Here is a 23,623-nt window from a genome sequence, read left to right as displayed (position 1 = left end):
CCGGCGACCGGGTACAATCGCGCCCACTGTATGGAGACCCTGATGAACATGACCTGGATGCTGTGCCTGCCGGCCCTGGCCCTGGCCTTGCCGCCCGCGACGGCCACCGACATTGCGTCGCCGGTTGGCGGCTGGAACCGCACCGGCCTGGTCGACAAGAGCGATGAGGCCACGGTGGCCTATCCCAATTCGCCGATCGACCGCGGCGCCCAGAGCAAACGCAGCATGATCAAGGGGCGCATCGCGGCCGCCGCCGGCAAGCGCGAGGCGCACCAGCTGGTGGTCAACGGCAATCCCCTGCGCCTGATGACGGACGAGCAGGGCCATTACGCGCGCCCTTACCTGTTCGGCGCCGGGTCGAACAGCGTGGAAGTCAAATCGCCCCAAGGCAAATCGCTCAGGCGCGTGCAGTTCTACGAAACCAGCTCGGGCCGGCCCTTGCCCGGCTTGCGCATCATCTGCGCCTGGGACGATACCGAAGCCGAGATCGACCTGCACATCGTCACACCGGATGGCCAACACGCTTACTTCGGCCACCCGGTCCTGAGCAACGGCGGCGGGCTCGATGTCGACAGCGTGGACGGCCCGGGCCCGGAAATGTTCACCATGACCGCGCCCTTGCGCGGTAACTACCACGTGTACATCAATTACTGGGGCAAGCTGGGCGCGAACGGCTACCACTTCGATGAAAGCAAGCGCCAGATGCAGATGATCACCGCGAGAGTCACCCTGGTGTATAACGAAAACACGCCGCGCGAGAAGCGCGAAGAATTCGTGCTGCCCATGCGCAGCATCGGCGAACTGACCCTGGTCAAGTCCTTCACGTTCTGAGAGCACGGCGGCACGCAATTCACCTTCACCGGAACAGGGTCACTGATGTGGAAACGGGCGTATCAACGGTGGTCGAGCGCGTTCCGCGAAGCGAGCGCGTGTGTTGGAATGGGCTTTCGCGATGCGCGCCATGGCGGCCTGTGGTGGCGCTCATCCCTGTGGTGCATGGCGCCGACCTGCCTGTGGATCTGGCTCTACTTCCATTACGGTGAGTTTTTCCTCAAGCTGGCCGGCGGCGCGGCATTGATCGCGTTCTTCGGCATGCTGGCCATGGCCGGCATCGGGACGGGACGCGGCCACGGCAATGGCGGTGCGATCGGCCTGCACGATATCGGCCGCGGCCTGGTCGACCTGGTGACGCACATCGGGCCGGTGCTGCACATGATGCTGATGGCCCTGGCACTGGCGGGCTTCTTTTATGTGCTTCTGTTCGTGGTTGCCAACATGACCACCATCCGCCTGCCCTTGCGCTGGCTGTTCCTGCGGCGCGCGCGGCGGGTGGCCGACGCGCGCTATCCCGCATGGCAGCCGCGCCCGCTGCCTGCGCTGCGGCGCCGCAGCGCGTGGGGCTGGGTGTGCCATGTGCTCAAGCACATGCTCACCTTGATCATCCCCGTGTGGTCCCTCTACGTTGTGGTGCGTTTCCTGCTCGAATGCAATGTGTGGCTGATGTACTTCCCCGCCGCCGAGGGCGTGCTGGACCTGGAACAGCGGCGCGCGCTGATGCACGCCCAGCGGCCCGCCATCTTCATGCTGGGCATGATCCTGTGCGTGCTGATGCTGGTGCCGTTCGTCAATCTATTGCTGCCGGCGGTCTTGTGCAGCAGCGTGTGCCATCTGCAACGGCGCGGGTGGATCGATCCCAAGCCATCCACCGCCGCGTTACCATCCTGACGCGCCGCCGCTCAGAGCCTGATGTCGGTACCTAGCAGCTTAAGAAACTGCGCCAGCCACTGCGGATGCGCCGGCCACGCCGGCGCCGTGACGAAGTTGCCGTCCGTGACTGCCTGGTCGACCTCGATCTGCGCGTACTCGCCGCCCGCCATGCGCACTTCCGGCGAGCAGGCGGGATAGGCGGAAATGCGCTTGCCCCGAATCACATCGGCGGCCGCGAGCAATTGCGCGCCGTGGCAGACCGCCGCGATCGGCTTGTCAGCCTTCGCGAACTGCCTGACCAGTTCGATCACCCGCGGGTTCAGGCGCAGGTATTCCGGAGCGCGTCCGCCGGCGATCATCAAGGCATCGTAGTTGCCTTCGTCGGCCTCATCGAAGCTCGCGTTCAGCGCGAACAGATGGCCGGTTTTTTCCGTGTAGGTCTGGTCGCCCTCGAAATCGTGGATCGCGGTCTTGATCTTGTCGCCCGCTTTCTTGCCCGGACAAACCGCGTGCACGGTGTGGCCGACCATCTGCAGCGCCTGGAACGGCACCATGGTTTCATAGTCTTCTGCAAAATCGCCCGTCAGAAACAAAATCTTCTTTCCAGCCATGCTAGTTCTCCTTGGTCAGTGGTGAAGTGATGCTTGCCGCTTGATGCATGTCCAGATAATACGCCGGAAACGGAAAGTCCCAGCCTAGGTGCATTGCCACAGGTAAGCGGCGATCCTGCACGGCGCGCACTGGAACACGTAGCAAAGGCCGCCGCCGCCCCATGACCAGGTATCGCCATCCATCGTCGGCAACGCTGAATCGAGCTGCAGCGCGAAGTGCATGGTCCTGGCGCAAGACGGGCAGTCGGGGTAATCGGCCGATTGCACCCAGGTCGGATGGCCGCCGACCCGATGCAGGTTTTCCGCGCCGTTGGCCGGCCCCCATGCCTGCCATGTCCAGCGCGGCGGCGTGGGCGCCAGCCGCACGCCGGCGGGCGCGAGGGCGACGGCCGGGTGCCTCGGTGTGAGCGCGCCATGGTCGAGCGCCTCCGCACTGCCGTCGGCGCCATGGCGGTAGAACAGCGCATCGCGTTCCCAGCCAAGACAGGACAGGCACACTTCCAGCGCAACGTCACGTCCTGCGTGGCCAGCCGCGCCGAACACCTGGTGCTCGGGCAAGGTCACCAGGTGATGAAGCTGGCCCGCGCACAGGCCGCACGTGCCCGCGCCGGCCCCGCCGAAGCGCAAGGTCGTCGCGCCGGCCGGCAAGGTCCAGCTGGGGTGGGCGACGCCCTGGTCCGGCTTGCCGCTGCCGTCGAACAGATGATTTTCGGGAAAAATGATGTGCATGCAAGCCGCGCCATACAGGGGCTCGCCGGGGCCATCGTGGTCGACCTCGCGCAGAAAGGCCTTGAGCGGATGCGCCAGTGCCATCGATGGGTACGCGTCCACCGCCAGCGCCATGGCGGCGCTCTGGCGCGTTTCCAGCAGACAGCGCCACGCCTTGAAGCGCTCCTGCGGATGGTCCGATGCCAGTATCGCGCGCAGGAAAGCGATATCCTCGTCCAGCGCGGCGCGCCAGGGCCAATTCTCCGAGGCCCAGCCCTGATTGGGCGCGTGTTCGAACAGCCGGCCAAGATGCGGCTGCAGCGCCGCCACGATCTGCAGGCTGGCCGCTTGCAGCACCGCGTCGCACATCGCGGACGAGCGGTCTTGCTCGACCAGGTCCAGGGCGGATTCGGCCAGGCGCGCGAATGCGTGCGGCGACATCCTGCACACGACGTCGTCGATCATGCCGGCCCCGTCCGGCAGCGCCAGCAGCGCGTCAGCAGCGAAGGTGTCGATCTCGTCGCTGGACGCTGTGTGCAGGAAAGTTTCCAGCCGCGCATACGCGGCCCGGTAGCCGCGCGCTTGCTGGAATGCCGCGATCAGTTCGGCGGTGCCGATCCGTTTGCCGCCAGGGTGCGCATACGCCGCCATTGTCGTTGTCCTTTGTTAGCCAAACCCATCTTCGCCGATCCGGATGGCGCTGGCAAGGCGGCCACCTGCCCCACCGAGGGAAGTGCTACAGTAAAATACCGTATTCTGTTCAAGAGAGAAACGCCATGACCCATCCTACTTCGTCGCCCACCAGCGGCACGCTCTCCCACAGCGAACTGGCGGCCTTTGCCGACCGCGTCTGGGATGAAGAAATCGTTCCAGCCCTGGTGTCTTACATTGCCGTGCCGGCCAAAAGCCCCGCCTTCGATGCCCAGTGGGAAGCCAACGGCTATCTCGACCGGGTCGTGCGCGATGCCGAGGAGTGGATCAGGAGCAAGAAAATTCCGGGGCTGAAACTCGAAGTGCTGCGTGCGCCGAATCGCTCACCCGTCATTTTCTTCGAATTGCCGGCCACCAAAGCCGATTCCAGGGACACCATTCTGATCTACGGCCACCTCGACAAGCAGCCCGAATTCGATGGCTGGCGCGGCGACCTGGGCCCATGGACGCCCAAGTATGAAGACGGCAAGCTGTACGGACGCGGCGGCGCCGACGACGGCTACGCCGTGTATGCCTCGCTGACAGCCATCATGGCGCTCGACCGCCAGAACATTCCTCGCCCGCGCTGCGTGGGCTTGATCGAAACCTGCGAGGAAAGCGGCTCGTACGACCTGCCGCCTTACCTCGACATGCTGGGCGACCGCCTGGGCCAGGTGTCCTTGGTGGTGTGCCTCGATTCGGGCGCCGGCAACTACGACCAGCTGTGGCTGACCACCTCGCTGCGCGGCATGGTGTCCGGCACGCTCAAGGTGGAAGTGCTGACCGAAGGCATCCACTCGGGTGCCCATTCGGGCGTGGTGCCGTCGAGTTTCCGCATCCTGCGCCATCTGCTCGACCGGCTCGAAGATGCCAAGACCGGGCGCCTGCTGCCGGAAAGCTTCCATTGCGAGATTCCGCACGTGCGCATCGAGGAAGCGAAGGCGACCGCCGCCATCCTCAAGGAAGAAGTGTACAAGCGCATGCCGTGGGCCTGCGGCGCCGATGGCGGCTCGGTGCTGCCGGTCACCACCGATCCGCTCGAAGCAATTCTGAACCGTACCTGGCGCCCGACCCTGTCGGTGGTCGGCGCGGAAGGCTTTCCGGCATTCGCCAATGCCGGCAATGTGCTGCGGCCCTACTCCGCCTTCAAGCTGTCGCTGCGCCTTCCGCCCCTGCTCGACGGCAATGCCGCCGCGCTGCAACTCAAGGCATTGCTGGAAGATAACGCTCCCTATAATGCGCGCGTGTCGTTCGTACCCGATGGCACCCCGGGTTCCTACGGCGCCAGCGGCTGGAATACGCCGGAGCTGAGCCCGTGGCTGTCCACGGCCGTGAACCTAGCCAGCGAAAGCCATTTCGGCACGCCGGTCGGCTATCTGGGCGAAGGCGGCACGATTCCACTGATGGGTTTGCTGCAAAAGAGCTTCCCAAAAGCACAGATGATGGTGTGTGGGGTGTTGGGGCCGAAGAGCAATGCGCACGGGCCGAACGAGTTCCTGCATGTGCCATACGGCAAACGGCTGACAGCGGCGGTGGCGCAGGTCATTGCGGCGCATCCATAAGCGGCCGCGGCGCGCCGGGCAAGGTACCGGCGCGTCGGACTAGCGACCACGGCAAGCAAACATCCCTGCCTGCGCGCGGCTGCCGCTCAGTGCATCGGCCCTGCCGTACTGTCTTTCGCTATCGCGCCGCGCCATGCGCCCGTTTCGCTGCCGCGCTTCTCCAGCATGTCCTTGAAGCGCTGCAGGTTGGAGCGCGCCTGCATGCGCACGGCGCCGACCAGGTCGCCCATGGTCTCGACCGCGTCTTGCGGTTCGTAATACAGTTCGAGCGTGACCCTGGTGCGTCCGCCCGGGAGCTCGTTGAAGGTCACCGTGCCGCCGTTCGGCGTGCCCGAGGTACTGCGCCATGCGATCTTTTTATCCGGAATCTGCTCGGTGATTTCAGCATCCCACTCGATGACCTTGCCGAACACGTCCGCCTTCCAGCGCAGGCGCTTGTCGTCGAGCTGGCGCACTTCGTGCACACTTTCCATAAACTGCGGAAACTGCTCGAACTGCGTGAACTGGTCGTAGACAGTGCGCACCGGAAGATCGACATCGATACTGACACTTGATTGACTGCCCTTGCCGCCAGACTTTTGCATTTGCTTGGCCAGCAAGGTGCCGCCAACCGCAACAGCCACCAACCCGAGAATACGGCTCAACATGGTTTTCCTCCTGATTGTCGATTGAGATAAGCCGGCGCAGCCGGACCGGCGTGTCGCCATGCGTTCTATTGCGGGCGACCTCGCCTGCGGGCTTGCAATGACCTTCCATGTTAATCCCGTCCCTGGTGCGGATGAATAGGCGTTACCGCAGAACTGATGTAGGAATTCGCCTGCCACCACCGTTTCATTGAGGACAGAACGCACCCGCCGCTCATCTTTGCCCGGCTCAGGCGATGTCGGCCGTAATTTTCTCGGCCAGCAGCGGCATGTCCGGGCGGATCGCTTCGATCAGTTCGCTCAACGAGGAGCCGCAGCCGAAGATCAGCACATCGCCCGGGCTGCACATGCGCAAGGCGAAGCGGATCGCTTCGTGCGCGTCGAGTTGGCAGTGGAGCCGCCCCGGCTCCGGCGACGCGCTGCGTGCGCCCTCCGCAATCAAACGCGCCGTTTCGCCAGCCGGCCGGCCGCGGCTTTCGGACTCGTACACGACCACCGTGTCGAACCCCGCCGCGCAGACTTGGCCGATGTCGCGCAAGTCCTGGTCACGCCGGTCGCCCGGCGCCGACACCACGCCCACGATCTGCCCCGCCGCCATGCCGCGCGCCATTTCGGACAAGGCGCCGTAAGCCGCGCAGTTGTGCGCGAAGTCGACCACGACCTGCACGCCGCCGATGTCGAACACGTTCGAGCGCAAGGGATTGTTCTTGCCATCGGAGACGAACGTCGACAGGCCGGCGACGATGGCCTCCGTGTGGAAACCGGCGGCGACCAAGGCGGCGGAAGCGGCGAGCGCGTTGGCCACGTTGTAGCGCGCCACCCCGTTCATCGATACCGGCATGGCGCGTTCGTCCAGCAGGCGCTGCTCATGGCGTCCGTGCGCCAGCACCACATTGCGCTGACGCAGGTACACCGCGCGCCCGCCCCCGGCCAGGTGCTGGCGCAGCACCGGATGGCTGTCGTCGAGCGAAAAATACAGGATTTCAACGCCGGGAGCCATGCGCCCGGCCATTTCCACGCACAGCGGATCGTGGGCGTTGAGCACCACGGCGCGCGACGCGGCGCGCGCCACCACCTCCTTGACCATGGCCATTTCTTCCAGGGTGTCCACGCCGTCGAGGCCGAGATGGTCGGCCGAGACATTGAGCACCACGCTCACGTCGCAACGGTCGAACGCCAGGCCGCGCTTGAGGATGCCGCCGCGCGCCGATTCCAGCACCGCCAGGTCGACATCGGGCGCGGTGAGCAGCGACAGCGCCGAATGGTAGCCGGTGCAGTCCCCTTCCATGGTCAGCTCGCCGTTGATGTACACGCCTTCGGTCGTGGTCATGCCGGTATTGAGGCCGGTCATGCGCGCCGCGTGTTCGATCAGGCGCGTGGTCGTGGTTTTGCCGTTGGTGCCGGTGACGGCAATCAGGGGAATGCGGCCGTCGCTGGCGCCGAACATCGATTCGACGATGGCGTCGCCGGCGTCGCGTGGGGTGCCGGCCGATGGATACTGGTGCATCCGGATGCCCGGCGCGGCATTGACTTCGATAATGCCGCCGCCCTGCGCGGCCAGCGGCCTGGCGACGTCTTCGCACACGATGTCGATGCCGGCCACGTCCAGGCCGATCGTTTTGGCCGCGCGGATGCAGATCTGGGCCGTGGAACGGGGCAGCAGGTCGGTCACGTCTTCGGCGGTGCCGCCGGTCGACAGATTCGCGTTGCCGCGCAGCTCGACCAAGGTGCCGGCCGGGACCACCGAGTCGGCATCCATGCCCTGCTTGTGCAGGACCTCAAGCGCGATATCGTCGAGCGGAATCCGGGTCAGGATGTTGGTGTGGCCCTCGCCCCGCGCCGGGCTGCTGTTTTCCGCAGCGACCAGTTGGTCAATGGTCGACACGCCATCGCCCGTGACGTGCGGGGGACGGCGCCATGAGGCGGCGGCGACCTTGTTGCCGGTGACGAGCACGCGGTAGTCGCGCCCCTTGAGGAAACGCTCGACGATGATCGTGCGCGCGTGTTCGCGTGCATGGGCGAATGCCGTGCGCACGTCCTCTTCGCTGCAGCAGCGGGTGGTGACGCCTTTGCCCTGGTTGGCGTCGAGCGGCTTGACGGTGACCGGGCCGTCGATCCGGCTGGCCACGCGCACGGCGTCGTCGGCGCTGCGCACGGTGTCGCCTTCCGGCACCGGCAGGCCAGCCTGTTCCAGCAGCGTTTTGGTAAGCTGTTTGTCGCTGGCGATATCGACGCCAATGTAACTGGTGTTGCCGGTGACCGTGGCCTGCAAGCGTTTCTGGCGGCTGCCCCAGCCAAGCTGGAACAGGTTGGCGGTGTCGGTCATGCGGATCAGCGGAATGCCCCGCCGCCGGGCCGCGGCCAGCACGGCGCCGGTACTGGTGCCGATGGCGCAGTCGGCCACGGTGTCCTTCAGCTCGGCCAGGCCGGCTTCCACGTCCACGGCGGCCCCGTCGATCAGTGCAGCGGCCACGCGCAGGGCCAGGTCGAACGCCTGGCTGGCGACCCGCTCGAACTGGTAGCTGCACACCACCCGGCATTGAGCGGGGTCCTTGCGCACGGCGCGCTTTTCGACGCTGCCGATCTCGCTGCCGGCCAGGCTTTGGAGTTCAAGGGTCAGGTGTTCGAGCAGGTCGCCAAGGTCGCCCTGTGCCGGGTCGGGATAACTACGCAGCGACGGCAGCAGCGCCGTCAACCTGGCGTGCAAACCGGGGATGGCGGCGGGGACGATGCCCGCCAGCGGCCCCGGGTCGACCAGGGTCAGCATGCAGGGAGTGTCGGCAAACAGGTTGGGGCCGCGCAGGAAGCGTTGTCGCAGGATGTTCATCATGAGGGTTCTCGTTGTTCTGGTTGTTCTGGTTGTTCTGATTGAATAAGGGTATCGAAAAAATCCTGAAATGGTGGGGGCACGCGGGTGTCGCCATCGGCGGCTGCGCCGACATCGAAACGGGTGCCGGCCGGCAGCAGGTGCAGGCGCACGTCGATCAGCCTGGGCACCTCGCCGGTGTCGAGCAGATCGATATTGCTGACCATGTTCAAGCCATCAAGCAGGGTCACCGCGCCGTCGCCGATCACTTCGATCCCTTTGCCGGGACTGATTAACAGCGCGGTGTCTTCGTCGATGCCGATGCCGTACAGATCGGGACGCTCGGCAATGATCGACAGCAGGCGCGGCAGGCGTTTGCGCTGGGCGAAATGCTGGTCGACCACGATGCGCTCGACGAAACCCAAGCCGGGGCCGAGGCGGATCGCCCCTTTCTCCGGCTCCAGCTCGGCCTTGCCTTCGGCCAGCATGAAGCGCGACATGGCGGATGCACCCGCGCTGGTGCCGGCGATGCAGGCGCCGCGCGCGAACGCGGTAGCGATGCAGGCATGGACGGGCGTGCCGCCGATCATCTCCAGCAAGCGCTTCTGGTCGCCGCCGCTCATGAAGATGCCCTTCGCTTCCCGGAGCCGCGACAGCAGTTTTTCGCTGGCGGCTTCCTTGGGCGAATCGAGGTGCACATGTGAAATTCGCGTGACACCCAGTTCGGCGAAGGCCACGCGGTACATCTCGAACACCTGGTCGGCGATCTCGCTGGCGGCCGTCATTACCGCCACCGGCTGGTCGGCGCCGCCGCACAGTTCGACGAAACGGGTCAGCACCCGCATGCCGTGCTGACGGTCTTCGCTGCCGCCGACGATCAGCAGGTGGCCGTGGGTCGGCGCGTCGATCGTGTCATCCATGGCGCACCACCGCTTGCGGCATGGGCGCATTGCTGAACGCGCCGGCCTCGGTGCGGCTGACCGCGATCAGGCCGATGGGGACGTCGTCCGGAAACAGGCCGACGCCGCGGCGCAGCGCCTCGTCGAGCGCGGTACCGGCGGCGATCCAGTGGTAGACCGTGCTTGCCAGCATGTGGCGCATGATGTGCTCGCCAATGCCGGTGGCCGCCACCGCGCCGTGCGGACCGGCGTAGAAACCGCTGCCGATGATCGGGGTGTCGCCCACCCGCCCGAGCAGGGACGGCGCCGAGCCGCCGGTGGAGCCGGCCACGGCGAAGTGGCCATCCTGGTCGCGCACCACGGCGCCCACGGTGTCGCAACCGCTCTTGCCGGCGAAGGCGGGCGAGCAGGCGTAGTTCCAGAAGCGGGCGAAATCGTTGTTGTCAACGCCGGGCATGGCTTGTCCGTCGCTGGCAAGCTGGTCGATCATCTTCTGGTGGGCGCGCCGCGCCTTGTCGCTGACCTCTTTGAACGGCACGTGGCCCATGGCGCGCGCGAAGCGCTCGGCGCCCTCCCCGCTCAGCAGGCAGTGCGGCGTGCGCGCCACGTCGCGCGCGACCAGCACGGGGTTCCTGACCGCGCGCAGGCCGGCGACGGCGCCCAGGCGCCCGCGCGTATCCATGACGCAGGCATCCATCTCGATGGTGCTGCCGTCCAGGCCGAGCGCGGCGCCTGTCCCGGCGTTGAAGCGGCTATCGTTTTCGAGCACCAGAACGGCGGCGATGGCGGCGTCAAGCGCGTCGCCATCCTGCTCAAGTTGTTCCCGCGCAGCTCGGGCGGCGTGCGCGCAGCCGTCGTCGAGGTCGCGTCCGGCACCAGCGCCACCGTGTACGACGATGGCACTGCCGCTGTCAATTGTGTTCATGGCTTCCTTTGTCATTGATAATGTTCAGTTGTGAACATTATGCAAACGACAATCGGCTGAGCGTAGTGGACGATGACGCGTGCGCGTGTAAGAGCTTTCCCACAGGCCATTTGAATCGCATGAGCGTGGCGGTTTCGCGCTGTGGTTCGCGCAATTCAGGCGGGGTGCTCGCGGTCGGCGCCGATGCGCAGACGCGTATCGCTCAGATACTCGTGAGGGGGAATGTCCAGATTGGACGGTGCCGGAACGTTCTTGAAGACGCGGCCGGCCAGGTCGAAGCGGGAACCGTGGCAGGGGCAGTAAAATCCACCGGTCCAGTCGCTGCCCAGGTCCGCCGGCGCCACCTCGGGGCGGTACACGAGCAGCATCCGAGGTGGGTGCAGATACCGGTGGCAACCAGGAAAGCGGGACGGATCGAACGGGTCGGGTTGGCCGCATACGGTGGTTGCTGCGCTTGCTCCGAGCGCGGCTCGGCCAGGCGCGCATCGTTGCCGCGCAGCAGAGCCAGCATGCGCTCGGTGCGGTGCAGGACCCACACTGGCCGCCCGCGCCACTCGGCGGTGAGCAGCGCGCCCGGCGCGATCCGGTTAATGTGGAGCTCGACGGGAGCACCGGCGGCTTTGGCCGCTTCGCTCGGCGCCAGGCTTTCCACGAAGGGAATGGCGGCGGCGGCCAGCACGGCACCGCCGCTTGTTCCCGTCGCCGCGAGCAGCCATTTTCTACGGTTCAGATTCACTTTAGTGTAGCCCGGCATGGCTTCCCTTGTTGAAGCGGCGAGGTGTGATCGGCGCGGCATGGCGGCGGACGGGCCGTACGCCGCACTGAACTTGTAAGCGCCTACGGCGGGTATTCGCGCGGCGTGCATTCGCGCGGCGTGCATTCGCGCGGACTGGCCCGGCGCGGACTCGTCCGAATCCGGCCACTCAGGCCCTCCACGCAGCGAGTTGCTGCCCGATCTTCTCGAACCAGCCCTTGCCCCATTTTCCGCCCACCGTTTTCTTGTCGAGATCGTCGATCTGCTGATACATCGGCTTGTAGTTTTTCTTGTCGCCGTAACCGAGGAGCTCGGCAATTTTCAACTGGTCGCGCGCGCAGCGATGCTTTGGGCCAGCTTGTCGTTTTCCTCCTTGCTGCGGTTGGCTTTTTCAGCAAGCGCCTGGGCCGCCTTGATCTGCTCTTCCGCCCGCAACTTGGGCAGCGGCACCGCCTCGCTGGTCACGACCAAGGTGTTGAGCATGGTGCGCAGTTCCGTCTTCGCTTCCTCGACCTTGCCGGCATCGATCAGGGGTGTGACGGCCTTGATCGCGGCCGGATAGGTTTCCAATGGAATACTGAACGTACGGAACTCGACTTCGCTCGCCAAGCTCTGCATCAGTTGCCGCGCCTTCTGCACCTCGCCATCGCGCAAGAGTTCGCGCACATCCTTGATGGCCGCCTTGACGGTGTCGCTCTTGGCCAGCAAGTCATGCGTCAGCACGTCGGTGCGCACGGGGGCGAGGGCAAGTTTCGGGCTGCGCGCCAGGATCAATTCCAGCTTGCCCGTGGCCGTCGCGAGTGCGGCGAGCGCATCGCGGTTGCGCTTTTCATCCAATGCCTTCAAGGCGTTTTTCAGTTTCCGTGATGGCCGACTGGGCCTCTGTCATCAGCTCGCGCTGCTTTTACTGTGTGGTGTCGGCCGTGCGCTTGTCGACCTGCGGCTGCACCGCCTGGCTCGCCGGAGGCTGCGGTTCGGCCTTGGCCGGGGGCGCCGGATTAGCGGCATACGTATGGAAAGGAATTAACAGCACGGCGACCAAGGTTGCCACGCGCCAGGCAGTGCGATTCTGCGAGTCCATTCTGTCCTCCTGTTCTGGGAAAGTAAGCGGATCTGTGGTTTCCGACCCTGATTACGCTAAGACCGCAGCGACGCCCGTCGGTTCCAGCCGCCGGGCGAGGAATGGGGCAATCGGCGATACCGCTGTCCGCGCATCAACCGTCCGGATCGCCGGTCGACATGCCGTCCCCGGTCGGCTCGCGGCGGGACTTGCCCCCACAGGAGTGCGCCCATGCCGGGCGCACGAAACGAAAAAAGCTCCCTTGCGGGAGCTTTTTTCAGTATCTGGCGGAGATGGTGAGATTCGAACTCACGATACAGGTTACCCCATATGCGTCCTTAGCAGGGACGTGCCTTCGGCCACTCGGCCACATCTCCATTCTGGCCTACACAGTATTGCTAAGCCAGAAGACCAAGATCATACCGGATTCCGGCAGCGGCGAACAGGGCCGCGGCCCCCTCCCCCCGAAAAAATTGCGGCTTCTCCGGGGCGTGCCGGCAAGCAAACACAAAAAACCCGCAGGCTCATGACGAGCGCTGCGGGTTTTTTGACAGTCCAGCAGCAAGCTGGACAGGATTCTGGCGGAGATGGTGAGATTCGAACTCACGATACAGGTTACCCCATATGCATCCTTAGCAGGGATGTGCCTTCGGCCACTCGGCCACATCTCCATTCTGCCCAGTAGGTTTCACCAGATCAGAAGACCAAGATCATACCGGCTCGGTCAGGATTTTGCAATGCTGCGCATCCATTTTTCGGAAATATTATGCTTTTTCCAAATCGAAGGCCTTATGCAGGGCGCGCACGGCCAGTTCCATGTACTTTTCATCGATCAGCACCGAGATCTTGATCTCCGATGTCGAGATCATCAAGATGTTGATGCCCTCTTCCGACAGGGTACGGAACATCTGCGAGGCCACGCCCACGTGGCTGCGCATGCCCACGCCGACCACCGACACCTTCGACACCTTGGCGTCGCCCGAAATGCTGGCCGCCCCGATCTCGGTCTTGACGCCTTCGAGCACGCCCATGGCCTTGGCATACTCGCCGCGCGTGACCGTGAACGTGAAGTCGGTCTTGCCTTCCACCGACTGGTTCTGGATGATCATGTCGACTTCGATGTTGGCGTCGGCCACGGGCCCCAGGATGTGGTACGCCACACCCGGCTTGTCCGGCACGCCCAGGATGGTGATTTTGGCCTCATCGCGGTTAAATGCGATGCCGGAGATGACGGCTTGTTCCATATTTGTATCTTCCTCAAACGAAATCAGGGTGCCCGAGTTGGCTTCTTCTTCAAGCGGCATCAGGGGATCGGTCAGCGATGACAACACGCGGGTCGGCACGCGGTAATTACCTGCGAATTCCACGGAGCGGCTCTGCAGCACTTTCGAGCCCAGCGAGGCCAGCTCCAGCATTTCTTCAAACGTAATGGTTTTCAGGCGGCGTGCTTCCGACACCACGCGCGGATCGGTCGTGTAGACGCCGTCGACGTCGGTGTAGATCAGGCATTCCTGCGCCTTCATCGCCGCCGCGATCGCCACGGCCGAGGTATCCGAGCCGCCGCGGCCGAGGGTGGCGATATTGCCCTTCCCATCGACACCCTGGAAACCGGTGATGATCACGATCTTGCCGGCATCCAGATCGGCCTTGACCTTGACGTCATCGATCGACTCGATGCGCGCCTTGGTGAAGGCCGAGTCGGTCTTGATCGCCACTTGCCAGCCCGCATACGACACGGCCGGCTTGCCGATCGCCAGCAAGGCCATCGCCAGCAAACCGACGGAAACCTGTTCACCCGTGGAGGCAATCATGTCCAGTTCGCGCGGATCAGGCTGTTCCATCAGTTGTTTTGCCAGGCCGATCAGGCGGTTGGTTTCGCCCGACATCGCCGAAGGCACAACAATAATCTGGTGCCCCGCGTCATGCCATTTGGCGACGCGTAACGCAACGTTCTTGATGCGGTCGGTCGAGCCCATCGACGTTCCGCCATATTTGTGGACGATTAAAGCCATAAGAGTGAAGTTTCCGCTCGGTTAATGAAAAAGGAGGGCTTTACTCTACATGCTGCGATGCAGAAAAACAAGGCAGTCGATGGACAAACCTATACGTTATTGCTATATCGAAATTACATTTCTGCGTAGTCGTCAGGCCGGATGCGCTTCCCAGCGCAGGCTGATCAGGGACGCGGGCACGCTCCCGAAGTGATGGCAATCCATGCCGATGCCGGCCGCGAACAGCACATCCTTGCCGCTGCTGACCACCGGCAGGCGCTCGCGTTCCCAGGCGGGTACGTTGCAGGCTTGGTAGTGGTACTTGAGCGGACGCGTGGGCCGGTTGGCGGCCGGTTTCAGGCGTTCGCCGCCCTTGCGAAAGTCGATTTGCAAGGGCTGGGCGCGCAGCCAGGCGCTATCGAAACCCTGCTGCGCCGGGTCGAAATGCAGCACCCCGCCGTAAGCCGGAAAGGCCATGCACGCCTCCCCGGTCCAGGCGAAGCGCTCGCCCTCTTTCACAAAAATGCCTTCGTCGTCCGGATCGCGCTGGCCGGCCAGGTCGGCCAGCTTGGGCGTGATGTACAGGCGGTCGCGATGACGCCGGATATGGCAGTCGGGGTGCGTTACCAGCAGCTGGGCGTCGTGGCGCGCCTCCACCAGCTGGGTCACCATTTCGGTCAGCCAGGCGGTCGACGGCATGCGCAGCGCGCGCAGCCCGAACCAGTAGCGCAGCATGTTGTAGGCGCGGTCCAGGCTCATCGCGCGCAGCTTGGCGACGTCGATGCAATTGTCGACCAGGCAGGCAGCCAGGTCTTGTACGGCCAGTTCGGTCAACAGGCGCTGGGCCGACTGCGCGTGTGCCGCGCTGCGCGCAAAGCGTTCCTGGTAGCCGGGAAAGGCCGTGGCCAGTGCCGGCATCACCTGGTGACGCAGCGCGTTGCGTGCATAGCGCGGGTGGGTGTTCGATTCATCCTCGACCCAGGCGATGTCATGCGCGGCCGCGTACGCTTCGAGCTGCTGGCGCGAAACCGGCAGCAAGGGGCGCGCCATCACCAGGTCGGGGTTGCCCAGCAGCTCGGGCGCGGCGTTGGCCGCATCCATGCCGGACAAGCCGGCCGTGCCGGAGCCGCGCAGCAGTTGCAGCAGCACGGTTTCAGCCTGGTCGTCGAGATGGTGGGCGGTGAGCATGAGGCGCACCGCGTGCTCCGCGCACAGGGCGCCCAGGGCGGCGTAGCGCAGCTTGCGGGCAGCCGCTTCCACACCGGATCTGGTTTTTTCCAGCACCACGCGGCGCGCGGCGAATGGCACGCCGAGACGGGCACAAGTCGCTTCGCAATGCGCCAGCCAGGCATCGGCGTTGGGGCTGATGCCGTGGTGGACGTGGAAAGCAAACAGGGGAACATCGTGGGCGGATGCGTACTGCGCCGCCAGGTGCAGCAGGGCCGAGGAATCGAGCCCGCCGCTGTAAGCGATCGCCACCGAGGGGCGTTCGCCTTGTGCACGCAACGCGTCGAGCGCTTGCGCAAACTGCGCTGCAAGCGCTGCGTTGGTGGTCTGGTTCACTCGTCGGCCGGGGTCGTTTCTTTGAATTTGCCGTAGCTCATCAACTTGTTGTGACGCGCTTCGATCAAGTCCTTGGTCTTCATGCCGTGGAACTGGCGCAGGGTATCGGCCAGGGCGCGCTTGAGCATGACGGCCATGCCCTTCGGATCGCGGTGGGCGCCACCGAGCGGCTCGTTGATGATCTTGTCGATCAGGCCCATCGCTTTCAGGCGGTGCGCGGTCAGGCCCAGCGCATCGGCCGCGTCGGACGCGCGCTCCGAGGTTTTCCAGAGGATCGATGCGCAGCCTTCCGGCGAGATGACCGAGTAGGTGGCATATTGCAGCATCAGCACGGCGTCGCCCACGGCAATCGCCAGCGCGCCGCCGGAGCCGCCTTCGCCGATGATGGTGGCGATCAGCGGCACCTTCAGCTCAGCCATCACGTACAGATTGTGGCCGATGGCTTCGGACTGGCCGCGCTCTTCGGCGTCGATGCCGGGGAAAGCGCCTGGCGTATCGACGAAGGTGAAGATCGGCAAGCCGAATTTTTCGGCCAGCTTCATCAGGCGCATGGCCTTGCGGTAGCCTTCGGGCTTGGGCATGCCGAAGTTGCGCATCGCGCGTTCCTTGGTGTCGCGCCCCTTCTGGTGGCCGATGACCATGCAGGACTGGCCGTTAAAGCGCGCCAGGCCGCCGACGATCGACAGGTCGTCCGCGTAGGTGCGGTCGCCGTGCAGTTCGTGGAAGTCGGTAAAGATTTCGTTCACATAGTCCATGGTGTATGGACGTTGCTGATGGCGCGCAATCTGCGACACCTGCCACGGCGTGAGCTTGGCGTAGATATCTTTGGTCAGTTGCTGGCTCTTCTTGGCCAGGCGGTCGATTTCTTCGGAGATGTCGACCGCCGAATCGTCCTGGACGAAGCGCAGCTCTTCAATTTTGGCATCAAGCTCGGCAATTGGCTGCTCAAAACTGAGGAAAGTTTGTTTAATCATTATACCTCCGGGTAAATTCTGGCCGCAGCATACCCCACCGCACGGCCACTTCAGGCGCTATTCTACCGGAACCGGATCGAGGCTACGCCACAAATACCACGTAGCGACCGTTCTCCAAGGCTCCCAATTGGCCGAGACCTCGCGCGCATCGCTGCGCGATACCGGTTCGCCGGAAAAGTAGTTCTGGCTGATACCTTGAATCAGGCCGGGATCATCCAGCGGCAAGACATTCGGGCGCAGCAGATTGAATATCAGGAACATTTCCGCTGTCCAGCGTCCGATACCGCGAATCTGCACCAGCTCGGCGATGACGGCTTCGTCATCCATTTCGGCCCACTGGTTCGCGTGCACCCGCTTGGCCTTGAAATGGTCGGCCAGGTCGAGGATGTATTCGGTCTTGCGCTTGGACAGGCCGCAGGCCGACAATTGCTCGGCGCCCGCCTTGATCACCTGGGCTGGCGTGATCTTGGGACAGGCCGTGAGCAGCTTGTTCCATGCCGCATCGGCGGCCTTGGTGGTGACCTGCTGGCCCACCACCGAGCGTGCCAGGGTGGTGAACGGATCGCCATGGCCGACCAGGTGCAGGTCGCCGAATTGCGGGATCAGCTTTTTCATGATGCGGTCGCGCTTCATGAGTTCGATCTTGGCTTGCTCCCAGTACTCAGGCACCTCCAGCGGCGGCGGAGTGGCCCCCGCCGTTTCCTTGGTTGGCGCCATCATGCGCGGCGCCAGTTGGTCGTGCCGTCCGGTTTGTCTTCGAGGACGATGCCGGCCGCCAGCAAGCCGGCGCGAATGCTGTCGGACTCGGCGAAGTTGCGTGCTTTCTTCGCTTCGCCGCGCCTGGCGATGGCCGCCACGATGGCCGCTTCGTCCATGCCGCCCTCCTCGCCGCCCGCCTGCAGGAATGCCTGCGGCGCGCGTTCGAGCAAGCCCAATACGGCAGCGAGGGCCTTGAACTGGCGCGCCAGCGCGGCCGACTTGCTTTTGTTCAGCTCGGTGACGAGGTCGAACAGCACGGCGATCGCAATCGGCGTGTTGAAGTCGTCGTCCATCGCTTCGCGAAAACGCAGCGCGTGCGCTTCGTTCCAGTCGACGTCGAGCGACTCCGTGCCGAGGTCGATGCCGGCCAGCGCCGTGTACAGGCGCGTCAAGGCAACCTTGGCGTCGTCGAGGTTGGCCGCGCCGTAGTTCAGCGGACTGCGGTAATGCCCGCGCAAGATGAAGAAGCGGATCACTTCGGCGTCGTACAGCTTGAGCACGTCGCGGATCGTGAAGAAATTATTCAGCGACTTCGACATTTTTTCGGCGACGTTGGTCTTTTCGTCGACCACGCGCACGAAGCCGTTGTGCACCCAGTAGTTGGCCATCGGATGACCGAACGCGCCTTCGGACTGGGCGATCTCGTTCTCGTGGTGCGGGAATTGCAGGTCGGCGCCGCCGCCGTGGATGTCGAAGTGTTCGCCCAGGGTCGCGCACGACATCGCCGAGCATTCGATATGCCAGCCCGGACGGCCGCTGCCCCAGGTCGATTCCCATTTGACTTCGTCGGGTTCCGATTCCTTGGACGCCTTCCACAGCACGAAGTCGAGCGGATCGCGCTTGCCGGTATTGACGTCGACCCGTTCGCCCGCGCGCAGGTCGTCGAGCGACTTGCCGGAAAGCTTTCCGTAGCCGGGGAAATTACGCACCGCGTAATTCACATCGCCATCGTCGGACTTGTAGGCCAGGCCCTTCTGTTCGAGCTGGGCGATGATCGACAGCATCTGCGGCACGTAGGCGGTCGCATGCGGCACCACGTCGGGCGGCAAGATGCCGAGCGCCGCGGTGTCTTCATCCATGTACTTTTCGAAGCGCGACGTCAGCTGCGAGATCGACTCGCCATTGTCGACGGCGCGCTTGATGATCTTGTCTTCGATATCGGTAATGTTGCGCACGTACGTAACCTGGTAGCCCGATACCTTGAGCCAGCGATAGATGACGTCGAACGCCATCATCATGCGCGCATGGCCGATATGGCAGTAGTCGTAGATCGTCATCCCGCACACGTACATGCCGGCTTTGCCGGGCTCGATCGGGTTGAATACCTGCTTTTCACGCGCAAGCGTGTTGTAGATCTTTAATTGGCTCATCGGATTCTTACTCGTTACAGCGCGCGCCGCGCCCGGGCAAAACGACAACCGGGCGCGATCGCCGCGGTGGGCGCGCGCCGGTCAGGCGTGGTTTGCATCGAGATCGTCGGAGCCCTCTGTCTTGTTCTTCTTTGATAGAATGGGACGTTCTGTACAAAGTATAGCATTGTTAAAATCCCGGCTGGCCGCATATGGATCAGGTTTATTTTTGCGGTAAAGGCTTGACAGCCTTCCCTCCATATAACAACAAGCACTTCACGTCAAGGATTTCAAATGCAAGATTCGTTATTGTTCCGCATGCCGCTGGTCGCCCGTTTTCTCACCCTGTTCTGCGGCCTGACCCTCAGCACCGCCGTGCTGGCAAGCGATACGCCGCATGTCTCGCTCAAGACCAGCATGGGCGAAATCGTCCTCGAACTGGACCAGGAAAAAGCGCCGAAAACGGTCGCCAATTTCCTCCAGTACGTCAAAAGCGGCTATTACAAGGGATTGATTTTTCACCGGGTCATCAACGACTTCATGATCCAGGGCGGCGGCATGGATGAAAAGATGATGCCGCGCCGCACCAACAAACCGGTCCAGAACGAAGCCAAGAATGGCTTGCTGAACGTGCCCTACTCGATCGCCATGGCGCGCACCCAGGACCCGAACTCGGCCACCTCGCAGTTTTTCATCAACGTCGCCGAAAACACCAATCTCGACTATCCGGGCCGCGACGGCTTCGGCTACACCGTGTTCGGCAAGGTCATTTCCGGCCAGGACGTGGTCGACAAAATCAAGGGCGTGATGGTCGACGACGTGCGCGGCAACCAGAACGTCCCGGTCACGCCGATCGTCATCAAGTCGGCCACCATCGTGAAGCAGTAAAATAGCGGGCGCGTGCCAGTAGCAAACTGAAGCACATCACAACAACTTAACCAACAGGACACCACTATGGCCGTACTCATCACCACCAACATGGGCAACATCACCGTCGAACTCGACGCCGAAAAAGCACCGAAATCGGTCGCCAACTTCCTCGACTACGTCGCCAAGGGCCACTACGACAACACGATTTTCCACCGCGTCATCGGCGACTTCATGATCCAGGGCGGCGGTTTCGAGCCAGGCATGAAGCAAAAGCCAGCCGAGCAAACCGTGGAAAACGAAGGCAAGAACGGCCTCAAGAACGAAATGTACACCCTGGCCATGGCCCGCACTTCGGCGCCGCACTCGGCATCGGCCCAGTTCTTCATCAACGTCAAGAACAACAGCTTCCTCGACTATCCAGGCCAGGACGGCTGGGGCTATGCCGTGTTCGGCAAGGTCAGCGAAGGCACCGATGTGGTCGACAAGATCCGCAAGGTCAAGACCGCCACCAGCGGCATGTTCGCCGATGTGCCGGTCGAGCCGGTGATCATCGAAAAAATCACGGTCATCTAAGCATGCTGCGCGGGCACACCTCACCGGCAGTGCAGCGATGACGCTGCCCGCGCGAACGCTCGCGCTGTTTATCTCCGACCTGCATCTGCAGGCCGCGCATGCGCGCACCGTGGACGCCTTCTTCGCCTTCCTGGAAGAACGCGCCATGGCCGCGCGCGCGCTGTACATCCTCGGCGACCTGTTCGAATACTGGGCGGGCGACGACGACCTCGATGCGCCCCTGCACCGCAAGATCGCCGCAGCCATCCGCGCCGTGCGCGATGCGGGCATTCCGGTCTACTGGATCGCGGGCAACCGCGACTTCCTGGTCGGCCAGGCTTTCGCCGATACGGCCGGCATGGAGTTGCTGGCCGAACCGCACATCGCCGACATCGGCGGGCAGCGCATTGCGCTGGTGCACGGCGACGCCGAATGCACCGACGACATCAAATACATGGAATTTCGCAAGCAGGTACGCCAGCCGGCGTGGCAGGCGCAATTTCTCGCCATGCCGCTGGCCCAGCGCAAGGCGATCATCGCCAACCTGCGCGAAGGCAGCAAGGAAGCGCACAGCACCAAGACCATGGAAATCATGGATGTCACGCCGCAGGCGATCGACGCCCTGTTCGCCGCCACCGGCGCCGACGTGCTGATCCACGGCCACACCCACCGCCCGGCATTGCACGAGAAAGACGGCAAGCGCCGCTACGTGCTGCCGGACTGGGAGCCGGATGGCGAGCCGCCACGCGGCGGCTGGATCGCCATCGGCGAGGATGGCACGATCACGCGCCACGACCTCGACGGCAAAGTGATCGGCTGACGGCCGCAGCGTGACCGTGGCGTAGCGTGAAGCGGCCGCGAGGCCGCCCGCCGCCACGCGCCGCTGTCAGTCCGCCGGCAAGGCAGTGTGCAGCACTGCATAACCCGTCATCCCGATCAGCATGCCATTGCCGATGGCGATACCACCAAGCACGGGCTTGCCCCATGCCAGTGCCGGGGTCGATACGGTGCCATCCGGCTTGATCTTACGCAGCAAGCCTTGGCCGCTCAGATACATGTCGCCATTCGGCGCAAACGCCATTTCCGTGGTCCCGTGAAAGCCCAGCATGGCGGTGCGCACCGGGCCGTCCCGGTCGCCAATCCAGCCGGGCGAGCCCGCGAATAAGGTCAGCTTGCCGTCCTTGCTGTATTTGTACACGGCCTTGCTGTCGTCATCGGCCACGTATAGATTGCCAAGGCGGTCGTAGGCAATGCTGGCCGGCTGGAAGGAAAAATTGTTCGGGTCGCGCGGGCCAGTGCCCGCATCGGCGATCAGTTGGGTCACCTTGCCCGACGACGAGACCTGGCTGACAGAATAGTAGCCCGCAACGGCCACGTTGCCTTCGGGATCGACAGCAATATCGACCACCGCATCGCCACCGACCGGATGCGGCAGGACCGTGGCGGTCGCGCCGCCGTCGATGCGGGCAATCCTCTCGCTATCGACCACATACACAGTGCCGTTCAGGCCCACCGCAATGCTGTAGGGATGCGCGAACACGGCGCCCTTGACGCCGTTGCCGGCAAACACGCTCACGACGCCGTCCGGGCTGACCATGCGCACCAGGTTGGTGTTGTAATCGGCGATGTACAGATTGCCGGCAGCATCGGCGGCCGTGCCATCGCGCCGGTTGAAGCGCGCTGCGCTGCCCTTGCCGTCCACGCTCGCGCTGGTCACCGGCGTGGCGGCCGAGGTGGTGACCGCCCCGCCCGGGGTGATCGTGCGGATCGCCATGGCGCCGGTATCGAGCGCCAGCACGTTGCCCGATGAATTGATCAACAGTTGACTGATGTACGAGAAGCGCGCCTCCGTTCCCTTGCCATCGCGCACGTCGCCGCCCTTGCCGTCGCCAGCGATCGTGGTGACCACGCCGCGCGGGGTAACCTTGCGCAAGGTGTCGTAATCGCTGACATAGACATCGCCCGCCGCATCGACCGCGAGGGCGCGCGGGGACTTGAAACTGGCTGCGGCGCCGGTGCCGTCGCGTACGCCGCCTTCCTTGGCGTAATCGCCGCCGGCGATAAAGCTGGCCAGGCCGCCGCTGATGCGATAAATGCGCGCGCTTTCAACCACGTACAGCGAGCCGTCGCCAGCCACGGCAATGCGCGATGGCCCGCTGATCTTCCGCTCGTTCTTGGGATCGTTTGTCCAGGAGACATGGCTTACCACGCCGGCCGGGGTCACGCGGCGGATGCCGAGCTGCTCGATCACGAGGTAGTCGCCATTGACGTCAAGCACGATCTCTGCCGGACGCGTAAACAGCGCTTGCGCGCCCGCGCCGTCGTGCGTCGGCAGCACACCGGCACCTAACCAACACACCTGCTCGCTCACGCCGGCGAGCGTGCTGACCACGCCCCCCGGGGTAATCTTGCGCAAGGTATTGTTGCAGGTATCGGTCACGATCACGTTGCCCGCCGTATCGACGATGATGCGCGACTGGTAGTTGAAGTTGAAGCTGGCCGCGCCGCCGGCGCCGTCCTGGCTGCCGTAATTGGCGATCGAGCCGGCCAGCACCGACATCGCGCCCGCCGGGGTGAGCTTGAAGATGACTTGCTTGGCGCGGTCGAGGATATACGCATTGCCGGCCTTGTCGAGCGCCATGCCGTTCGGAATCTGCAGCACGGTTTCCTTACCGGCCCGCACAGATTGCATGCAGGTGATGCCGAGCGCGGCCATGTCATCGTCGCCCGCCGCCATGTAGTCGACGGCACCCGCGCCGCAGTTGGACGCTGGCGGCGCAACCACAACCGGAGTGGACGGGGTGGATGATGAACCGCCCGATCCGCCGCCACCGCAAGCCGTGAAAAACAGGCATGCAAGCAGTGCAGCGCCGCGGCGCATGGCCGTCGAAGGGGGAAATGGCAGTTCGTCGTGTCGCATTGGATCGTTTAACTATCTGAAAAATATCTGAGAAGGCGGAATATACCGACTTTGTTTGCTTAACACTACTCAAATGTTCGGACCGAGGCGATGCGCAGCCGCCGGCAAGGCCGGGCGTGCACCACGGTCCTTACTACGGCAGCGGGGTCTCAAGGACGCCGAAGGCGGCCATGCCCCCCCCCTGCGAACAAGCTCCCCCGTTCCGTCCTGGATCCGTCGATTTCACCGGCAATTAATTAGGACTCTTGATTTAATTTTTGACCGTGTTATGATGCATCC

21 protein-coding genes, 2 tRNA genes and 1 pseudogene are annotated in these 23,623 nt (G+C 63.9%); 6 read left to right on the top strand and 18 right to left on the bottom strand.

The genetic code is table 11. The features are described 5' to 3' along the window. Positions 1-42 precede the first annotated feature (42 nt). Together IV454_RS20855 and IV454_RS20850 are read left to right on the top strand one after the other, a co-directional pair. Positions 43-831 carry a YfaP family protein gene (locus tag IV454_RS20855; protein WP_229521746.1) on the top strand — a complete coding sequence of 263 codons (789 nt, stop codon included), beginning with the start codon at positions 43-45 and terminating at the stop codon, positions 829-831. A 108-nt stretch (positions 832-939) separates the two neighbouring features. Beyond that, positions 940-1,725, top strand: a complete 786-nt coding sequence (locus IV454_RS20850) for a hypothetical protein (RefSeq protein WP_206087641.1) — start codon at positions 940-942, stop codon at positions 1,723-1,725. An 11-nt stretch (positions 1,726-1,736) separates the two neighbouring features. Here IV454_RS20850 and IV454_RS20845 read toward each other — a convergent pair whose 3' ends face one another. Both IV454_RS20845 and IV454_RS20840 read right to left on the bottom strand, forming a co-directional pair. Then, positions 1,737-2,318 (bottom strand): DJ-1/PfpI family protein, encoded by a 582-nt coding sequence (locus tag IV454_RS20845; RefSeq protein ID WP_206087640.1) that lies wholly within the window; start codon positions 2,316-2,318, stop codon positions 1,737-1,739. A gap of 84 nt (positions 2,319-2,402) precedes the next feature. Beyond that, positions 2,403-3,677 (bottom strand): hypothetical protein, encoded by a 1,275-nt coding sequence (locus tag IV454_RS20840; RefSeq protein ID WP_206087639.1) that lies wholly within the window; start codon positions 3,675-3,677, stop codon positions 2,403-2,405. Between the two features lie 125 nt (positions 3,678-3,802). Between IV454_RS20840 and IV454_RS20835 the strand changes: the two genes are divergently transcribed. Then, positions 3,803-5,278 (top strand): M20 family metallopeptidase, encoded by a 1,476-nt coding sequence (locus tag IV454_RS20835; protein ID WP_206087638.1) that lies wholly within the window; start codon positions 3,803-3,805, stop codon positions 5,276-5,278. A gap of 86 nt (positions 5,279-5,364) precedes the next feature. Here the strand turns inward: IV454_RS20835 and IV454_RS20830 are convergent, their stop codons facing one another. From IV454_RS20830 to cysS, 15 genes and pseudogenes are all read right to left on the bottom strand, one after another. Continuing rightward, complete coding sequence (locus tag IV454_RS20830; protein ID WP_206087637.1) at positions 5,365-5,925, bottom strand: SRPBCC family protein; 561 nt, start codon at positions 5,923-5,925, stop codon at positions 5,365-5,367. A gap of 226 nt (positions 5,926-6,151) precedes the next feature. Continuing rightward, positions 6,152-8,752 (bottom strand): cyanophycin synthetase, encoded by a 2,601-nt coding sequence (cphA, locus tag IV454_RS20825; protein WP_229521745.1) that lies wholly within the window; start codon positions 8,750-8,752, stop codon positions 6,152-6,154. After that, on the bottom strand, positions 8,749-9,648 hold the full coding sequence (locus IV454_RS20820) for a cyanophycinase (protein ID WP_206087636.1): 900 nt from the start codon (positions 9,646-9,648) through the stop codon (positions 8,749-8,751). Before IV454_RS20820 ends, cphA begins: the two co-directional genes overlap by 4 nt. Then, entirely contained in the window at positions 9,641-10,552 is a 912-nt protein-coding gene (locus IV454_RS20815) for an isoaspartyl peptidase/L-asparaginase (RefSeq protein WP_206087635.1), read from the bottom strand. Before IV454_RS20815 ends, IV454_RS20820 begins: the two co-directional genes overlap by 8 nt. 155 nt (positions 10,553-10,707) lie before the next feature. Next, positions 10,708-11,306, bottom strand: a pseudogene (gene petA / locus IV454_RS20810) (ubiquinol-cytochrome c reductase iron-sulfur subunit). A 169-nt stretch (positions 11,307-11,475) separates the two neighbouring features. Next, a complete protein-coding gene (locus IV454_RS20805) occupies positions 11,476-11,631 on the bottom strand; it encodes a hypothetical protein (RefSeq protein ID WP_206087634.1) in 156 nt (51 codons plus the stop codon). Then, positions 11,628-12,164 (bottom strand): YfdX family protein, encoded by a 537-nt coding sequence (locus tag IV454_RS20800; protein WP_282961430.1) that lies wholly within the window; start codon positions 12,162-12,164, stop codon positions 11,628-11,630. The genes IV454_RS20805 and IV454_RS20800 overlap by 4 nt, the downstream gene beginning before the upstream one ends. Positions 12,165-12,210: 46 nt before the next feature. After that, entirely contained in the window at positions 12,211-12,387 is a 177-nt protein-coding gene (locus IV454_RS20795; RefSeq protein ID WP_206087632.1) for a hypothetical protein, read from the bottom strand. Between the two features lie 264 nt (positions 12,388-12,651). Further along, positions 12,652-12,743, bottom strand: a tRNA-Ser gene (locus tag IV454_RS20790). A 202-nt stretch (positions 12,744-12,945) separates the two neighbouring features. Further along, a tRNA-Ser gene (locus tag IV454_RS20785) sits at positions 12,946-13,037 on the bottom strand. Between the two features lie 93 nt (positions 13,038-13,130). Further along, entirely contained in the window at positions 13,131-14,378 is a 1,248-nt protein-coding gene (locus IV454_RS20780) for an aspartate kinase (protein ID WP_054267587.1), read from the bottom strand. A gap of 132 nt (positions 14,379-14,510) precedes the next feature. Beyond that, positions 14,511-15,920 (bottom strand): tRNA lysidine(34) synthetase TilS, encoded by a 1,410-nt coding sequence (gene tilS / locus IV454_RS20775; RefSeq protein WP_206087631.1) that lies wholly within the window; start codon positions 15,918-15,920, stop codon positions 14,511-14,513. Then, positions 15,917-16,894, bottom strand: coding sequence for an acetyl-CoA carboxylase carboxyltransferase subunit alpha (locus tag IV454_RS20770; RefSeq protein ID WP_054267585.1), 978 nt, complete (start codon positions 16,892-16,894; stop codon positions 15,917-15,919). The genes tilS and IV454_RS20770 overlap by 4 nt, the downstream gene beginning before the upstream one ends. A gap of 57 nt (positions 16,895-16,951) precedes the next feature. Continuing rightward, complete coding sequence (locus IV454_RS20765) at positions 16,952-17,611, bottom strand: DNA-3-methyladenine glycosylase family protein (protein WP_054268220.1); 660 nt, start codon at positions 17,609-17,611, stop codon at positions 16,952-16,954. After that, positions 17,611-19,023, bottom strand: a complete 1,413-nt coding sequence (gene cysS, locus IV454_RS20760) for a cysteine--tRNA ligase (RefSeq protein ID WP_206087630.1) — start codon at positions 19,021-19,023, stop codon at positions 17,611-17,613. Before cysS ends, IV454_RS20765 begins: the two co-directional genes overlap by 1 nt. Positions 19,024-19,296: 273 nt before the next feature. Between cysS and IV454_RS20755 the strand changes: the two genes are divergently transcribed. The 3 genes from IV454_RS20755 to IV454_RS20745 all read left to right on the top strand — a co-directional run bounded on the left by IV454_RS20755 (position 19,297) and on the right by IV454_RS20745 (position 21,244). Beyond that, complete coding sequence (locus IV454_RS20755) at positions 19,297-19,890, top strand: peptidylprolyl isomerase (RefSeq protein ID WP_054267583.1); 594 nt, start codon at positions 19,297-19,299, stop codon at positions 19,888-19,890. Positions 19,891-19,956: 66 nt separating this feature from the next. Beyond that, positions 19,957-20,445 carry a peptidylprolyl isomerase gene (locus IV454_RS20750; protein WP_206087629.1) on the top strand — a complete coding sequence of 163 codons (489 nt, stop codon included), beginning with the start codon at positions 19,957-19,959 and terminating at the stop codon, positions 20,443-20,445. A gap of 37 nt (positions 20,446-20,482) precedes the next feature. After that, positions 20,483-21,244 carry a UDP-2,3-diacylglucosamine diphosphatase gene (locus IV454_RS20745; RefSeq protein WP_206087628.1) on the top strand — a complete coding sequence of 254 codons (762 nt, stop codon included), beginning with the start codon at positions 20,483-20,485 and terminating at the stop codon, positions 21,242-21,244. A 66-nt stretch (positions 21,245-21,310) separates the two neighbouring features. Here IV454_RS20745 and IV454_RS20740 read toward each other — a convergent pair whose 3' ends face one another. Next, positions 21,311-23,344, bottom strand: coding sequence for an NHL repeat-containing protein (locus tag IV454_RS20740; RefSeq protein ID WP_206087627.1), 2,034 nt, complete (start codon positions 23,342-23,344; stop codon positions 21,311-21,313). Positions 23,345-23,623 lie beyond the last annotated feature (279 nt).

This window comes from Massilia antarctica (assembly GCF_015689335.1).
Lineage (GTDB): Bacteria > Pseudomonadota > Gammaproteobacteria > Burkholderiales > Burkholderiaceae_D > Telluria_A > Telluria_A antarctica.
Note: the sequence above shows the minus strand (reverse complement) of the source record. Positions and strands in the feature narration are given on the sequence as shown.

Excerpts from the sequence above, each read along its gene's own strand:
- IV454_RS20745 (WP_206087628.1), top strand. The coding sequence starts at position 20,483 with ATGACGCTGCCCGCGCGAACGCTCGCGCTGTTTATCTCCGACCTGCAT.
- IV454_RS20755 (WP_054267583.1), top strand. The coding sequence starts at position 19,297 with ATGCAAGATTCGTTATTGTTCCGCATGCCGCTGGTCGCCCGTTTTCTC.
- IV454_RS20815 (WP_206087635.1), bottom strand. The coding sequence starts at position 10,552 with ATGAACACAATTGACAGCGGCAGTGCCATCGTCGTACACGGTGGCGCT.
- IV454_RS20795 (WP_206087632.1), bottom strand. The coding sequence starts at position 12,387 with ATGGACTCGCAGAATCGCACTGCCTGGCGCGTGGCAACCTTGGTCGCC.
- IV454_RS20845 (WP_206087640.1), bottom strand. The coding sequence starts at position 2,318 with ATGGCTGGAAAGAAGATTTTGTTTCTGACGGGCGATTTTGCAGAAGAC.
- IV454_RS20740 (WP_206087627.1), bottom strand. The coding sequence starts at position 23,344 with ATGCGACACGACGAACTGCCATTTCCCCCTTCGACGGCCATGCGCCGC.
- IV454_RS20770 (WP_054267585.1), bottom strand. The coding sequence starts at position 16,894 with ATGATTAAACAAACTTTCCTCAGTTTTGAGCAGCCAATTGCCGAGCTT.
- IV454_RS20840 (WP_206087639.1), bottom strand. The coding sequence starts at position 3,677 with ATGGCGGCGTATGCGCACCCTGGCGGCAAACGGATCGGCACCGCCGAA.
- IV454_RS20830 (WP_206087637.1), bottom strand. The coding sequence starts at position 5,925 with ATGTTGAGCCGTATTCTCGGGTTGGTGGCTGTTGCGGTTGGCGGCACC.
- IV454_RS20850 (WP_206087641.1), top strand. The coding sequence starts at position 940 with ATGGGCTTTCGCGATGCGCGCCATGGCGGCCTGTGGTGGCGCTCATCC.
- IV454_RS20765 (WP_054268220.1), bottom strand. The coding sequence starts at position 17,611 with ATGGCGCCAACCAAGGAAACGGCGGGGGCCACTCCGCCGCCGCTGGAG.
- IV454_RS20780 (WP_054267587.1), bottom strand. The coding sequence starts at position 14,378 with ATGGCTTTAATCGTCCACAAATATGGCGGAACGTCGATGGGCTCGACC.
- cysS (WP_206087630.1), bottom strand. The coding sequence starts at position 19,023 with ATGAGCCAATTAAAGATCTACAACACGCTTGCGCGTGAAAAGCAGGTA.
- IV454_RS20835 (WP_206087638.1), top strand. The coding sequence starts at position 3,803 with ATGACCCATCCTACTTCGTCGCCCACCAGCGGCACGCTCTCCCACAGC.
- cphA (WP_229521745.1), bottom strand. The coding sequence starts at position 8,752 with ATGATGAACATCCTGCGACAACGCTTCCTGCGCGGCCCCAACCTGTTT.
- IV454_RS20820 (WP_206087636.1), bottom strand. The coding sequence starts at position 9,648 with ATGGATGACACGATCGACGCGCCGACCCACGGCCACCTGCTGATCGTC.
- IV454_RS20855 (WP_229521746.1), top strand. The coding sequence starts at position 43 with ATGAACATGACCTGGATGCTGTGCCTGCCGGCCCTGGCCCTGGCCTTG.
- IV454_RS20750 (WP_206087629.1), top strand. The coding sequence starts at position 19,957 with ATGGCCGTACTCATCACCACCAACATGGGCAACATCACCGTCGAACTC.